We start from the raw sequence: 15385 nt of genomic DNA on the forward strand, positions 1-15385 counted from the left end.
CGCGGGTTCCTTCCTCGGGGACTTTCGTACGCCTGCCGGCGCCCGAAACTCTTCACGAATGCGGACTGTCTGTTTTCGGATTAGCTCAGTTGACAAGCGGACCAACGCAGATGGTGTTGCGCAGACGCCATGAGTGATGCGCCAGCTCTTAATTAAGTAGATTACACGCCGTTTAGCCAGACTCCTGCAAGCCGTTACGTCCTAGTCTAATGATCCGCGAAAAGCCTGATTGAATGCTTCGCCCAGCCGCTCGACAATAGCGTCGATGGCGGCCAAGTCACTGATGAACGGCGGCGCCAGCAGCACGTGGTCGCCATTAGCCCCGTCGATAGTGCCGCCCATTGGATAGACGAGAAGGCCGTTCGCCATGGCGGCCTTTTTGATGCGCGCATGCAGCTTCCGCTTCGGATCGAAAGGTTGCTTGGACGAGCGATCCTCGACCAGCTCGACGCCCATGAACAGGCCGCGGCCGCGAATGTCGCCGACATGGGGATGGTTGCCGAAGCGCTCGCCGAGCCGGCGCGCCAGATACGCGCCCATGGCTTTCACGTTGTCGAGCAACTTGTCGCGAGCGATGACTTCCTGAACGGCAAGCGCCGCGGCACAGGCCATCGGATGGCAGATATAGGTGTGGCCATGCTGGAAGAGGCCTGAGCCACTCGCGAAGGCGTCGAAGATCTTGCGGCTCAGCAGGACCGCGCCGATCGGCTGATAGCCGCCGCCGAGCCCCTTGGCGATCGTCATCAGGTCTGGAGCGACGCCGTCCTGCTCGCAGGCGTGCAGCATTCCGGTGCGGCCCATGCCGCACATCACTTCGTCGAGGATGAGGAGCACGCCGTGGCGATCGCAGATCTGGCGGACACGGCGCAGGTAATCCGCCACCGGCGGCACCGCGCCAGCCGTCGCGCCGACCACCGTTTCGGCAACGAAGGCCATGACCGTCTCCGGTCCGAGCTCGATGATCTTGTCTTCAAGCGCTTGCGCCGAGCGAGCGGCATAGTCCTCATCCGTCTCGCCGGCTTCCTGGAAGCGATAGGCGAAGCACGGGTCGATGTGATGCGTTTCGATGAGCAGCGGCCGGAACTGGGCGCGCCGCCATTCGTTGCCGCCGGTCGCGAGCGCGCCAAGCGTGTTGCCGTGATAGCTCTGCTTGCGCGCGATGATGTTGCGGCGCTGCGGCTGGCCGATCTCGACGAAATACTGCCGCGCCATTTTCAGCGCCGCCTCGATCGCCTCCGAACCGCCGGAGACAAAATAGGCATGGCTGATGCCGGCCGGCGCGTCGGCGACGAGCCGGTCGGCAAGGGCTTCGGCGACGTCGCTGGTGAAGAAGCTGGTATGGGCGTAGGCAAGCGTGTCGGCTTGCCGGTGCATGGCGGCGATGACGTCGGGATGGCCATGGCCGAGGCAGGAAACAGCGGCGCCGCCGGAGGCGTCGATATAGCCGCGCCCGTTGCTGTCCAACAGCTCGATGCCCTTGCCGCCGCTGGCGACCGGCAGCACGGCGTTGATCTGGCGATGCAGGATATGGGTCATGATTTCCTCCGGCCGCGCGGCGGCAAGATGTGGATGTCGAGTTGGGAGAGCTGGTCCTCGGTGCGGCGGATGGCGGCAAGCGCCTTGTCCCCGCCCTTGCCGGCGATCAGCGCCGCGAGGATCTCGCCGACGACGAAAGCCGGCGCCATGGCGTGGAAGAAGGACGGGCTTTCCGTCGGCACCAGCACCGACAGGGCGGCCAGCCCGACGAGCGGCGAGACCGCGCTGTCGGTGAGCGCGATCACCGGCACGCCGCCGGCCGTGGCGCGTCGGGCAAGATCGACGGTGAGCCTGGTGTAGGGAGCAACGCTGACCACAAACAGCATATCTTCGCCGGTCGCCAGGCGAATAGCGTCGGTGCCTGTTCCGGACGCACCGTCCAGCATCACCGCCTTCTCCCCGAGGAAGGACATGACGTAACTGAAATGCGCGACGACCGGATGGCTGGAGCGCAGTCCCAGGCAGAATATCCGGCGCGCCGCATGCAACCGCTCTGCCGCCGCGGCAAGCGTGTCGAGTTGTCCGGGTTCGCCAAGCCTTGCGATCTGCTCCGCCAACGACCGCACCATCTCGGCGGCCAACGCACGGTCGCCAACCTCCTGCTGGTGCGCGAGTTGCGCGCCGGCCTTGCCGGCGAAGCCAAGCTCGCCCTGCCGCATGGCATTGGCGTAGAGCGAGCGCAGCGGTTCGTAGCCGTCGAACCCCAGCCGCTTGGCCAGGCGCACCATCGTCCAGGGCTGCAGGCCGGCGCGCCGCGCCTGCTCGCGCATCGACAGCAGCGCCACGTCCTCGGGATTGTCGAGAAGATAGCGGGCAGCGTCCTGAAGCTGCGAAGGCAGGGCGTCGAAGACCTCGACGATGGCATCGGTGAGCGGCGCGCGGATCATGCCGCAACCATAGACGCAAATGTATGATCGTGCAATATATGTTGCACAAGTTGATTTTTTGCAACAAATGGAGCTATTAATGCCGTACCAAAATCGCGTTGCGATCGCCGTGGCGCCAAATGGCGGTCGGCGCACGAAGGCCGACCATCCAGCCTTGCCGATCACCCCGGATGAGTTGGCGGATGTGGCCGCTGCTTCGTTCGAAGCTGGCGCCGCCATGATCCATGTCCATGTCCGCGACCGCGACGCACGCCATTTGCTGGACGCTGAAGCCTACCAAGCCGCGACCGCGGCGATCAGGACGAGCGTCGGCGACAGGCTCGTCCTCCAGATCACCAGTGAGGCATTGGGCATCTATCGGCCCGAAGAGCAGATGCGAGTGGTGCTGGAAGTCCGCCCCGAAGCGGTTTCGCTGGCCTTGCGCGAGCTCGTGCCCGACCCGACGCGTGAAGCGGCGTTCGCCGCGTTCCTCGAAACGCTGCGCAGGGAGAAGGTCACGCCGCAGATCATCCTCTACACCCCCGAGGAGGCGACCTATCTCGCGGCGCTCGCGGGTCGCGGCCTGATCCCCTTCGACAATCTGCCGGTTCTCTACGTGCTCGGCCGCTACACGGTCGGGCAGACGTCCCGGCCCACCGACCTGCTGCCGTTCCTGGCGCCCGGTATCGCCGCCGCCAGCCATTGGATGGTCTGCGCCTTCGGCAGCCAGGAGACGGCCTGCGTCACTACCGCGGCGCTGCTCGGCGGGCATGCGCGCGTCGGCTTGGAGAACAATCTTTTCTTGCCCGGCGGGGCGCTGGCTTCCGGCAATCAGGACCTCGTCGCGGCTACAAGGCGGGCAGTCGAAGCCTGCGGAGTCACACTCGCCGATGCGGACGCGCTCAGACGTCAGTGGGCCGCCGCCTGAAGCTTCTGAATGTTCGCTGACAGCCGTTCCCCAGCAGGTTCGCCTTGTCGCAAAATGCAAATGTGTAGTGCATATTATACCTAAATGCATTTTCAATTTGCGCAACAGATTCGACGGTGCTAGGCTTCCCGGGCAATCCAACAAAAAGGGGAACCCGAAAAATGAAGTTCGCACTTGCAAGCCTCACCGCCGCCGCGGCCGTCGCGGCATCGCTCGCCTTCGGCCATCCGGCCTTTGCCGACGACCTGATCGTGGCGACGGACACCGCCTTCGTTCCGTTCGAATTCAAGGAAGGCGACAAATATGTCGGATTCGACATCGACCTTTGGGCCGCGATCGCCAAGGATATCGGTGTGACCTACACGCTGCAGCCGATGGACTTCAACGGCATCATCCCGGCGCTGCAGACCAAGCAGGTCGATGTCGGGCTGGCCGGCATCACCATCAAGGACGAGCGTAAGAAGGTCATCGACTTCTCCGACGGCTATTACGACAGCGGCTTCCTGCTCATGGTGCCGGTCGACAGCACGATCAAGGGTCCGGATGATCTCGTCGGCAAGACGCTTGCCGTGAAGACCGGCACGTCGGCGACCGACTACGCCAAGGAGCATTTCAAGGGTACGGAACTGCGCCTGTTCCCGAACAGTGACAACGCCTATCTCGAGGTCGCGACCGGACGCGCCGACGCCGCCATGCACGACACGCCCAACGTGCTCTACTACATCAAGACCAACGGCCAGGGAAAAGTGAAGACCGTCGGCCCGCAGATGATGGCCCAGCAATATGGCATCGCCTTTCCGAAGGGCAGCGAGCTCGTCGCCAAGGTCAATGCTTCGATCGCCAAGCTGAAGGGCGACGGCACCTATAAGGCCATCTACCAGAAGTGGTTCGGCACCGAGCCGCCGAAGAGCTGATCACCGGGCTTTCCCTTGGATCCCCTTGCGCGCCGGCAGGGCCGGCGTGCCTTCCCTGAAGGGTAGCTCTCATGGATTTCGATTGGTCCGTCATCTGGCAGGCCTTGCCGGAGCTGTTTAAAGGCGCCCGCCTCACGGTGCTGATCGCGCTCGCCGGCCTTGCCGGCGGCCTTGTCATCGGCTTCGCCGCCGGACTGGCGCGCGCCTATGGCAACATCGTTCTCAACGCCATCGCCATGGTCTATGTCGAGATCATTCGCGGCACCCCGATCATCGTGCAGGTGATGTTCATCTATTTCGCGCTGCCGATCCTTGCCGATGTCCGCATCAACCCGCTGGCGGCGGCCATCATGGCGATCATAATCAATGCCGGCGCCTATATCGCCGAGATCGTGCGCGGCGCCTTCCTTTCGGTCCATCGCGGATTGCGCGAAGCCGGCCTGGCGCTCGGCCTGCCGTTCTGGAAAGTGCTTCTCTACATCATCGGCCCGCTCGCCTTCCGCCGCATGATCCCGGCGCTCGGCAACCAATTCATCGTCAGCCTGAAGGATACCTCGCTGTTCATCGTCATCGGCGTCGGCGAACTCACCCGGCAGGGCCAGGAAATCATGGCGGCCAACTTCCGCGCCGTCGAAATCTGGTCGGCCGTGGCGATGTTCTACCTGATAATGACGGGCACGCTTACGCTCATCCTGAGGCTGACCGAAAAGAGGATGCGCATCCTGTGAGCATCGTGGCGTTCAAAAAAGTCACCAAGCGCTTCGGCCAGGTCACGATCCTCGACCAGGTCGACCTGTCGATCGAGCCCGGCGAGAAGGTCGTCCTGATCGGCCCCTCCGGATCCGGCAAATCGACGCTGCTTCGCTGCATCAATGCGCTGGAGGAGATCAACGGCGGTGACCTCGTCGTCGACGGCATCAGCGTCAAATCCGGCGGCCGCATGGTCCGCCTGATCCGTCAGGAAGCCGGCATGGTCTTCCAGCAGTTCAACTTGTTTCCGCAAATGACGGCGCTGGAGAACGTCGCCTTCGGCCCGCGCCGCGTGCGTGGCGAGACGCGGCAGGAGGCACGCAAGCAGGCGTTGGAAATGCTCGCCAAGGTCGGCCTCGCCGACCGGGCGCATCATTATCCGAGCGAGCTTTCCGGCGGCCAGCAGCAGCGTGTCGCCATCGCCCGTGCGCTTGCCGTCAAGCCGAAGCTGATGCTGTTCGACGAGCCGACCTCGGCGCTCGATCCCGAATTGCGGCACGAAGTGCTGCGCGTGATGCAGGCGCTGGCCGAGGAAGGCATGACGATGATCGTCGTCACTCACGAGATGGCCTTTGCCCGCAAGGTCGGAACCAGGCTGATCTTCATGGAGGGTGGCAAGATCGCCGTCGATGGCGAGCCGCGGGAGCTGCTTGCGAACCCGCAAAACCCGCGCTTGAAAGAGTTTCTCCAGCATGTTGCGTGATGCCGGCCGCCGGCTTTCCTTCATCGATGTCGCGGGGTCGCCGCAGGAGGTCGGCGCCGCCCTCGGGCGCTTTGGCCGGGCCGCCCTGCACGACCACTTCCGCACGTCCGCGGCATGGCGCGAACTGACCGCTCGCCGCGCCGATCCCCGTATCGGCACGATGGCGACGATCGTGCGGGAACGGTTTCCGCGCTACTGGGCCGAGTTGCAGGGCCTCGCCGACGGGCTCGAATTGGCCTTCGACGACGTCTTCCTTTGGAACTGCCGCGGCGACATCTGGGCAATGGCGCCGGATGGCTGTACGACGGTGCAATTGCCGGGATCCCCGCATGTCATCGGTCACAACGAGGACGGCGACCCGGATTTCGCCCGGCACTGCGCGCTGGCCCGGGTGACGTCCGAAGGCGGCAATCAATTCACCGCCTTCGTCTATCCCGGCTCGCTGCCCGGCCACACATTCGCGGCCACGTCGGCAAGGCTGGTGCAGACGGTCAACAACACCAGGCCGCTGGCCGGCGGCGCCGGGGCGCCGCGCATGGTGCTCGCGCGCGCCGTGCTCGACGCAGCGGACCTCGACGCGGCGCTGGCTCTGCTCGAATCGGTGCCGCGCGCCGGCGCCTTTCATCTCACCCTGGCGCAGGCCGGCGACGAGCGGCTGCTCAGCGTCGAGTTCACCGCCCAAGCCGTGTCGGTCAATCGCGTCGAAGCGGCGCGTGTCCACTCGAACCACTTGATCCACGCCGACACCGGACGCATGTCGCAGATCGTCACCGGTTCGTCCGGCGTGCGGCAACGACGGGGCGAAGCGCTGCTGGATCAGACGTCGCAATCGAACCCGCAAAGCCGCGCGCTCGGCATCTTGTGGGACGCGGCTGATCCCGAGCTGCCGATCTACCGCACCGATCCAGCCGACAGCGATGTCGAGAACACGCTTGCAAGCGCTGTCTTCCGCATCGGGGCTGACAAGGTCGAGTGGGCTGTCTACGATGCGGCATACGAAGCAGCGCGCTTCGACATGCGGGATGGACTTGTCCCTGTCGCGGGGTGAACGGGAACGATGCCAGAGGAAGTCGTTGCGAAGCCGCCGCGCACCATCGAGGATCTGAGGGCACTGGCGCTCTCGGTGGGCCGCGACGAAGCAGGCTTTTCCCTCGGCTCCAAGGCGCATGACGTCTTCGCCAAGCTGGTCGAGGCGCCCGAACAATCGGCCGTCCGCACGATCTCGGAACTCGCCGATCAGTTCGGCATCAATCCGTCGACGCTGACCAGGCTGGCGAAGCGTCTCGGCTTCGAAGGGTTCAGCGATTTCCAGGCCGTCTTCCGCAAGGCGATCGCCGACGACCAGCAATATTTCTACAGCCGCCAGGCCGGAAGGCTGATGACGACGCCGTCGGCAGGCGGCACCGAAGTCGAGATCTTCGAGCGGCTGGCGCGCGAAACGGCGGCGAATGTCGACGGCTTCCTCGGCCAGTTGGACAGCGCCTCGCTAAAAGGTACGGCGAGCCTGCTGGCGAGCGCTCGGCGCGTGCGCATCCACGGCGTTCGCCAATTCCATTCGCTGGCGAGCTTTCTTACCTATGGCCTGGGCATGGTGCGGTCCGACGTAGCGCTCCTGGATGCGCCGCGCCTCGGCGTCGCCGAGGCGCTGTCGCAGCTTGAGCCGGGCGACGTCGTCGTCACAGCCAGCTGCGCGCCCTATACGCGCAGCGTCGCCGAGGTCGGCCGCGTCGCGGCAGCGAACGGCCAGAGCGTGATCGCGATCACCGATTCCCGATCCTCGCCACTCGTCCCTCCGGCCGACCATGCCTTCTTCATCCCGCACGCCAGCAGCTTTTATTCGAACAGCATGGGCGCCTATGTCGTGTTTTGCGAAGCGCTGCTCAACCTCGTCGCCCGCGAGCTGGGCGACAAGGCGCTGAACTCGCTGGCCGGGCGCGAGCGGCTGATCGCCGAGATGAACATAGAGGTTGGCTGACCGGACGGCGGTCAAAAGCCCGCTTCGCCCGTCAGTCAGTCGTATATCGCAATTCTGAGCGATTCTGAGATAAATACCGCTAGCGGAAGCTGTGAATGGGGGCTTTGGCGGGAGGCCTACCCCAGAGGGCATCCAATTCGCCTGGGGTTCCTGGAAGCTTTTCGAACTTTCTGGGTCGCGCATCAGCCCGAATTGCGGATGCTTTTGGACAAAGTGGGACACTAGATTCGGTGTTTGGTTAGCTTTGGAAGGCACGTATTTTTTCCCAACAGCTCGGGTGGGCGAATCCCTAGGGTTCTACGTTGAATAGCAGCCCTGCGCGTCATAGCGGACTTGGCCGGATATGCCAGTCGGCTCGACCCGGTGGCGGATGACCCAAAGCGGAAATATTGGTGCCGGGTCGTGCGATCGATTGACTGAGCCGCCGCTTGCGCCAAAATACCGCGGCGCACCTAGGGGCACCCAGTGGTGGAATCAAGCGATGTCCGGCGACGGCTGGTGGCGGTCTTCGCGGCTGACGTTGAAGGCTATTCCCGACTGATGGGTGCTGACGAGGTCGGCACGCTCAAGGCGCTGACCGAGCGCCGTGCGATCCTCGACAAGGCCATTGCGGATCACAGGGGCCGCATCGCGAACACAGCGGGGGACAGTGTGCTTGCGGAGTTCGGGAGCGCTGTGGACGCCGTGCAGTGCGCGGCGGAAGCGCAGGCCGCCTTGGCTGAAGCGAATGCCGGGCTGTCGTCTGATAAACGCATCAACTTCCGAATCGGCATCCACGTGGGAGACGTGATGGTACGCGCTGGTGATCTGTTCGGCGATGGCGTGAACATCGCCGCGCGGTTGCAAGCCTTGGCGCAACCGGGAGGCGTTTGCGTCTCTGGTGAGACCTATGGGCAAGTCAGAAAGGTTCTGCCCATCGCCTTCACTGATCTTGGGGCACAGCAGGTCAAGAACATCGAAGAGCCGGTGAGGACGTACGCAGCGACTGGGCTCGGTGAAACTGTCGGTGTCGTGGCAATTCGATCCGAAGAGATTCTCAAGCCTCTGTCGCTCCCTGACAAACCCTCCATTGCCGTGTTGCCTTTCCAGAATATGAGCGGTGATCCAGAACAGGAATACTTTGCTGATGGTATGGTGGAAGACATCATCACCGCGCTGTCCCGTTTTAAATGGCTGTTCGTGATCGCCCGCAATTCAACGTTCACATACAAGGGACGGTCCGTTGACGTCAGGCAAGTTGGACGGGAACTAGGTGTTCGTTACGTGTTGGAAGGGAGCGTGCGAAAGGCGACCGGACGAGTAAGGATCACAGCCCAGCTCATTGACGCGGAGACCAGCGCACACATATGGGCAGATCGTTACGACCGCGCCGTCGATGACATCTTTGCCTTGCAGGATGAGATTACGCTAAGCACAGTCGCCGCAATCGAGCCCAGCGTGCGCCAAGCCGAAATTGAACGCGCCAAGCGCAAACGGCCCGAAAATCTCGACGCCTACGACCTTGTGCTACGTGCGACCCCTTTGGTGGATACTGGTATGCCGGAAGGCGCGTCGCAGGCGGTACCACTCCTTGATCGCGCACTTTTACTTGAGCCCAACTACGCGCTTGCGCACGGCCAGACGGCGTTTTGCAATGAGATACTGTATCTCCGAGCGGGAAGGCGTGAAGACAATCGCCGAGCGGCGATACGGCACGCGCATATTGCAGTGGCGCTTGGCCCCGACGATGCACCAGCTCTTGTTTATGCCGCAATCGCGATTGGTCTCGTCGAACATAACCGTACCTTGGCTCAGGAGACGTTCGAGACTGCTCTTGCAATCTCCCCATCGGCAGCGTGGGCATATTCTTGGGGCGCGTTGATTTTGGGCTGGGGAGGGGAAGCCGAGCGTGCAATCGACTGGGGCGAGCGGGGCATCCGCCTTAGTCCGCTCGATCCGTGGATTACCGCGGCGCTGCACGGCATTTGCATGGGTCACTATCTTCGGGGGCGCTATGAAGATGCCGCGGTGGCAGCGCAACGGGCCATTCGTAGCAAACCAGGGTTCAGTGTCTCCCACATGTTTCTGGCAGCGGCGCTTGCTAAACTCGGTCAAATGGAAGATGCGAAAGCGGCTGCCGAGCGCGTGATACAACTTCAACCCAACTTCAGCAGCACCGGTCAGTGCTCCGCCATCGGTTGCGCGCCGGTGCTCGCGGGACCTCTTATCGAAGCAATGCGCGCCTCAGGTCTACCCGAATGACACCCACGCGCCTGCCTCGCAGCCATCATGGCCGCAGACGTCGCTGGGTTCTCAGTGGCGATGGAGGGCGCCGCGGAAGGCACGTAGCATCCGCAAGGGCCCATCGCGTCAAGGCTGAGGTTTTTGGCGAGCGCGCTTAGATATTAAGGAGAATGTTCAAGCCTGCCGCTGAAGCCGCATAAGAACCTAGCCCGCGCGGTTCGGGCACTGGGATCCAGCGGCAACGTCAGCTGTTGCATCGGATCGTCGCCGGGATCATGATCCCCTTGGCTAATAAATTCCGACGTAGAATCGTTCGGACCGTTCGCTTTCTGCGCCGGTTTCACCGTGGCTTCCGCGGCAGTGCGGTCGCCTGACAGGAGGGGAAGCGTCATGGAAGTCCAAACAGAACTTGCTCGCAATTTTCTCGGATCAATTCTCCAGCCCGGCGCGCCCACTTTTGATGAGGTAAGGAGGATACACAATGGCCTCGTCGACCGACGCCCCGCAGTCATTGCCCGTTGTCGAGGTATTGCCGATATCGTGGATGCTGTCCTTTACGCCCAAGCGACCGGTCTGGAGATTTGCGTACGCGGCGGCGGCCACAACGTCGCTGGGCGTGCGGTGGTCGACAATGGCCTTATGATCGACCTCTCCTTGATGAAAGGAGTTCACGTGAATGCTGCCGCCCGGACGGCCGTAGTCGAGGGCGGGGTGACTTGGAGGGAGTTAAATAGAGAGACCCAGTTACATGGTCTTGCGACCACTGGAGGGGTGATTGGAAGTACTGGTGTTGCTGGACTTACCCTCGGCGGCGGCCTTGGATGGCTTATGCCGAAATACGGGATGGCGCTGGACAATCTGATCTCCGTCGATCTGGTGCTCGCAGACGGTTCCGTGGTGAAGGCGAGCGCCGACGCAAATCCTGATCTCTTCTGGGCGCTCCGAGGCGGCGGTGGCAACTTCGGCGTTGCCGCTTCCTTCGAGTTCCGCCTGCATTCCGTCGGCCCAGTCGTGTTCGGAGGGATCGTTGCCTTTCCATTCCGAGAGGCGAGACAAGTCCTCCGCGGGTTCCGGGTCCTCGCTGAAAATGCCTCGGACGACCTTATGATCGTCGCCGGCTTAACTACCGCGCCAGACGGGTCGGGCACCCCGATCGTTGCCATCGTTTCCTGTCATATCGGCTCACCCGAAGATGCGGAGATAGTTGGACGCCAGATCCGGAGCTTTGGCACAGTAGCGGTGGATGCGTTAGGCCCGATACCCTATGTGGACCTCAATGGAATGCTGGACGCGGGCTTCCCATCCGGCGCATTCAACTACTGGAAGTCCACGTTCCTTCCGCGCCTTGATGACGATGCTGTCGAGGCCCTCGTGATCGCGTATGAGCGCTGCCCGGTTCCAACAAGCTCGATCTTGCTGGAAGGTTTCCACGGCTCTGCGTCGCGCGTTCCGGTAGAATCCACCTCCTTCGCGCTCCGTGACATTGGCTTCAACACGCTCGTGCTTGGCCAATGGATGGACAAGGTCTCTGCGGATCGCACCACCGCTTGGGCGCGCGCCAGCTTCGATGCCCTCAAGTCCTTTGCTGGCAAGCGTCGCTATGCAAATTATTTGGGGGCAGACGAGGACGCCGGCGCGGCAGCGTTGGCCGCCTATGGTCAAAACCTCGCAAGGCTGCGGCAGTTGAAAACGCGCTATGACCCCAACAACATCTTCCATCATAACGTGAACATACCACCCGCCTAGGATATGGCGTTCTAGTCAGTAGTAGGGTACCGCCAATACAGCGATGCAACCCGTTTGTCTGTCGATAGGGCTTCGAAAGTGAGGTTACCAGGTTCAAACCCTGTCCCCGCAACCAATTTCTTCATAAATCCATAACCGTCCCGGTCTAACCGGGGCGGTTTTTTTGCGTTCTGGGCATGTAGTGCCAATGGGCGTCGCCGTTGGTAGACGTAACACCAGTGGAGCCGACACTCTGGAATGTGTGGCGGCTTGGTCAAGCGATGCAAATAGCCTTCGGTGGTGTTGTGCGGGCTCCGAGCCCTGGAACGTCGTTCCAAGACCGGCCGGCCCGCGACTCCTATGTCCTACAACGATAAGCAGGCTGCGGGGGTTCCCCGCCGGCGATCAGGAATATATGCCCAAGCAACCGGAGAAGGTGGCCGAGAGGTGCCGCTTGGACCCTCACGCATCCCCACGATGGCGGGCAAGTTGCGGGCATCCGCCGCGCCGCTGCAATGCGCTAATACAAGCCGCTCGAGCTGCGTGAGGTGATCGGCAACGTGACGATCCACGAAGTGCGGGATAGGCTCCGCTGCCAGCAATGCAAGAGCCGGGAATGGATGAGCGCGCAGCTATTCCACCCGACGGGGAGCAGGCGCACACGATCCGCTATCGGCGCCTAGTGGAGATCAGGTGGGAGAAGCGGGTTATCTGGTGGGATGAATAGGGGCCGGTGCCGCAGTTTGGGCGGGGGGCGTTGGAGTACCTGAGACACCGGCCGAAGGCGGTAATGGGTATCCGCCACTTACAAACATAGGTTTGGCGCGCAGTCCGCAAAATTACGTGATCGCGGTAGCGACGCCAAGCAGGCAAATGCAATTCTGCTAATATGAGGTGTCGCGCGCATTCACGCGCGTGACCACCTTCGGGAGGATGCAATCATGAAGATTTCATCACGATCTAGTGGCCGATTAATGCTCATTGTGCTCGGCTTCACCAGTGCGGCAGTCCTTGTGTCTGGAGGCTTAGCATTCGCTGCCGAGGGTCAGGAGGGCGTAAAGTCGACCCCCGTCCTAACGGCCGACAGTGCAGACCTGAAGTGGCAGGACATTGGCGACCTACCGCCCGGCGCCAAAGTCGCTGTCCTGGCGAAGTCTGGTGACTGGAGTGTTGCCCGCGTGAAATTCCCGCCCCACTACGTCGTTCCTCCGCACAGCCATCCTAATGCCGAGGCCGTGTGGCTGATCAGCGGTCAGGTCGGGTTCGGGTTTGGGGATAAGCTCGACAAGACCGGCCCGTGGCTCAAGCCGGGAGCCTTTTTCGCATTACAGCCTGGCGGCATGCACTACGTGTGGACCGGAGACGAAGGGGGCATCATTGACGTTCAGGTCAGTGCCCCCGGTGGCATCACGTTCGCCAACCCGGCCGACGCTCCGAAGAAGAAGTGAGAACCGCGCAATTTAGCGACGATCGGAACCTGCAGTTCACGAACCATGCGGTGACACCGAACAGAGGTGGACGCCGTGTCCCTGATACGGGAGCGGCCCGGCAGGCTGGCGGGGTAGGCCAGCACACGCCGGGCCTAACCGGCGGGGGCTCGGAATCGAAACACGGCGCCGGCTGACGACAAATATACATCCCTGCCGAAATGATCGGCACGCATCCATAAGGCGGAGTCGGGAGTAACGCCAAGCGCCGCTGCGGTCTCTAGGAAGCACCAGCGTCGCTAATTCCCGCGCGGTCTTGCTCTTGATCCTGGCAAGCTTTCACACGGGTTTGCGGCCAATCTGGCGATTTGCGGATCTCTTAACCGCAGGGTTTTCTTTCTTCTTTCTAGAATGTCATTGCGGCCTACATCAACGGCCGATTGGCCTTTCGCGGCGATCAGATAGTCGGCTCTATTCGTTCGATAGTCTTCCTTTTGGACGGACATCGCTTTTCCTCCCGGTCCGCGGCCTTTCCCTCCTTCCGCCGGACGGAGACACTAGTTGCCGATGCATCGCAGGAGTCTACAAATTGAGGATTGTATTAAAATGATACACTCCCACCCCGTCGGCTCACTCGCGCCGCAGCACCCTGAACCGACCCGTATGCGCGCTTCGGGATTAGCGGCCCCACGAATCGCGGCCTGGATTCCTATTCGTCGCTATCCTCGTCGACGTTTTCTTCGTCGGGTTGGCTGTTCCGGGCTGCATCATCCGCTTGCTCTTCAACGTACGCTTGGCAGCCTTCGTTGAACGATTGGCTATCACCATCGCAATCTCGCTCGTCGGTGATGTCGTTCCTTGCTGCCCAATCGTAGCCGGCCTCGTGTCCAGAGCAGTCATCCGTGCAATCATAGCCGTGGAACGTCTCCTGCGCCTTTGCCAGGCCAGCGAGAGAGCCAGCCAGCGCAAGGGCGCCGGCCGCGACAAGAATTCGGGTGATCACAAGACTGCTCCTATCGGAAGCCCCGTTGTCGGATATTTTGCGACCTTGGCGAAGATGAGGCTGGCAGTCGGGATACGATGGCAGAGACGCGTGATCTGACGGGACGAATACCGGCGTCGGGCAATACCTAGTCTGCCCAGGCCGACGGCCGACGCATACTGTTTGGGGGCGGGGGTGGGGTATATGAAAACGTCGGCCGCCGGTGTTAGGCGGAATGCGTCATCAATGACGCAGTCTCAGGTTAGGCGCGGTGGAAGCACCTTCAATCAGATTGCCTTCTCATGGTGAACAAGTGGTTACTATCCACACCCACCATCTGACACCCTCGCACGGGAGAGAACGCTCCAGAAACATGGCATGCTTGGGCCCAGGCGGCTTAGCGCTAAAATTCCGGGCCATGCGCAAGGTTTTCGATTTAGCCCGCTCCAGCGGGCTTTTTTTTATGCCCGGTCTCGCATTCGATCCGCTACTGCCGAGATCAAGTCGGATTTTGTGACGTGACGAATAATTGGAGCGCCCAAGATCAGACACTCCAAAACACTGCCGGCCCTAAGCGTTGGCCTTCCGTTTGGCCGGAGCTCGTTTGGCAGACGTTGGCGCCGACTTTCGCCCGAGACCCATCGATTTGGCCAACTGGGAGCGTGAAGCCGCATAGTTGGCCGCCACCATCGGATAGTCCGACTTCAATCCCCATTTCTCGCGATACTCGTCTGGCGTCAGGCCGTAGTGCACGCCAAGATGGCGCTTCAGCGATTTGAACTTCTTCCCGTCTTCGAGGCAGATGATATAGTCGGGGAACACCGATCGCTTCGGATTGACTGCGGGCACCAGGGCCGGCGTCTCAGGTTCGGCCGGCCCTCCGATCTTAGAAAGTGACGAATTCACGCTTTCGATAAGCTCCGGAAGAGACGCAACCGGCACCGCGTTTTTGCTAACGTATGCAGACACGATGTCCGCAGTGAGCTCGATCAGCTGGCTTCGGCCGTTCTCAATCTCTTCCGACATGCAATAACTCCCATTTCGCGGCGATACCCGAACTCTCTTAGCCGGTTTTGGCAACAGGTCCACGACTTTGTCACAAGGGTGGTCTCGACTGCTGATTGTCCACAGGCGTCCAGTCTGCCTGGGGTTCTTGGAAGCTTTTCGAACTTTCTGGGTCGCGCCTCAGCCCGAATTGCGGGTGCTCATGGACAAAGTGGGACACGAGATTCGGATCTAGGGTGGGTTGGGAGGCATCGACCTTCTGGCACGGCGCCTTCCTGACAACGTGAGTCAGCACAACCCTCAAGCGCCTCTACGGTCTGAACAGCAGCTTTGCGCCCCAACTCGGCCGTC

Annotated in this window: 13 protein-coding genes; 9 read left to right on the forward strand and 4 right to left on the reverse strand. The window is 61.9% G+C overall.

The window, feature by feature from the left end; translation table 11 throughout:
* Positions 1-201: 201 nt before the first annotated feature.
* Together RFM40_RS25540 and RFM40_RS25545 are read right to left on the reverse strand one after the other, a co-directional pair.
* Entirely contained in the window at positions 202-1536 is a 1335-nt protein-coding gene (locus tag RFM40_RS25540) for an aspartate aminotransferase family protein (protein WP_320229067.1), read from the reverse strand.
* Positions 1533-2423, reverse strand: a complete 891-nt coding sequence (locus tag RFM40_RS25545; protein ID WP_320229068.1) for a MurR/RpiR family transcriptional regulator — start codon at positions 2421-2423, stop codon at positions 1533-1535. Before RFM40_RS25545 ends, RFM40_RS25540 begins: the two co-directional genes overlap by 4 nt.
* A 79-nt stretch (positions 2424-2502) precedes the next feature.
* Between RFM40_RS25545 and RFM40_RS25550 the strand changes: the two genes are divergently transcribed.
* The 9 genes from RFM40_RS25550 (at position 2503) to RFM40_RS25590 (ending at position 13068) form a co-directional block, all read left to right on the forward strand.
* Positions 2503-3330: a beta-keto acid cleavage family enzyme gene (locus RFM40_RS25550; protein ID WP_320278540.1), complete on the forward strand. Its 828-nt coding sequence runs from the start codon at positions 2503-2505 to the stop codon at positions 3328-3330.
* Between the two features lie 161 nt (positions 3331-3491).
* Complete coding sequence (glnH, locus tag RFM40_RS25555) at positions 3492-4244, forward strand: glutamine ABC transporter substrate-binding protein GlnH (RefSeq protein WP_320229069.1); 753 nt, start codon at positions 3492-3494, stop codon at positions 4242-4244.
* 71 nt (positions 4245-4315) lie between these two features.
* Entirely contained in the window at positions 4316-4972 is a 657-nt protein-coding gene (glnP, locus tag RFM40_RS25560; RefSeq protein WP_320229070.1) for a glutamine ABC transporter permease GlnP, read from the forward strand.
* Positions 4969-5697, forward strand: a complete 729-nt coding sequence (gene glnQ / locus RFM40_RS25565; RefSeq protein ID WP_320229071.1) for a glutamine ABC transporter ATP-binding protein GlnQ — start codon at positions 4969-4971, stop codon at positions 5695-5697. Before glnP ends, glnQ begins: the two co-directional genes overlap by 4 nt.
* Positions 5687-6745, forward strand: a complete 1059-nt coding sequence (locus tag RFM40_RS25570; RefSeq protein WP_320229072.1) for a C45 family peptidase — start codon at positions 5687-5689, stop codon at positions 6743-6745. Before glnQ ends, RFM40_RS25570 begins: the two co-directional genes overlap by 11 nt.
* A gap of 9 nt (positions 6746-6754) precedes the next feature.
* Positions 6755-7672 carry a MurR/RpiR family transcriptional regulator gene (locus RFM40_RS25575; RefSeq protein ID WP_320229073.1) on the forward strand — a complete coding sequence of 306 codons (918 nt, stop codon included), beginning with the start codon at positions 6755-6757 and terminating at the stop codon, positions 7670-7672.
* Positions 7673-8170: 498 nt separating this feature from the next.
* A complete protein-coding gene (locus tag RFM40_RS25580; protein ID WP_320278541.1) occupies positions 8171-9913 on the forward strand; it encodes an adenylate/guanylate cyclase domain-containing protein in 1743 nt (580 codons plus the stop codon).
* Between the two features lie 372 nt (positions 9914-10285).
* Complete coding sequence (locus RFM40_RS25585) at positions 10286-11641, forward strand: FAD-binding oxidoreductase (protein ID WP_320229075.1); 1356 nt, start codon at positions 10286-10288, stop codon at positions 11639-11641.
* 920 nt (positions 11642-12561) lie between these two features.
* Positions 12562-13068 carry a cupin domain-containing protein gene (locus RFM40_RS25590; RefSeq protein ID WP_320229076.1) on the forward strand — a complete coding sequence of 169 codons (507 nt, stop codon included), beginning with the start codon at positions 12562-12564 and terminating at the stop codon, positions 13066-13068.
* 688 nt (positions 13069-13756) lie between these two features.
* Here the strand turns inward: RFM40_RS25590 and RFM40_RS25595 are convergent.
* Together RFM40_RS25595 and RFM40_RS25600 are read right to left on the reverse strand one after the other, a co-directional pair.
* Positions 13757-14050 (reverse strand): hypothetical protein, encoded by a 294-nt coding sequence (locus tag RFM40_RS25595; RefSeq protein ID WP_320229077.1) that lies wholly within the window; start codon positions 14048-14050, stop codon positions 13757-13759.
* Positions 14051-14599: 549 nt separating this feature from the next.
* On the reverse strand, positions 14600-15055 hold the full coding sequence (locus RFM40_RS25600) for a Ros/MucR family transcriptional regulator (protein ID WP_320229078.1): 456 nt from the start codon (positions 15053-15055) through the stop codon (positions 14600-14602).
* Positions 15056-15385: the final 330 nt, after the last annotated feature.

Source organism: Mesorhizobium captivum (assembly GCF_033977165.1).
Classification (GTDB): Bacteria; Pseudomonadota; Alphaproteobacteria; order Rhizobiales; family Rhizobiaceae; genus Mesorhizobium; species Mesorhizobium captivum.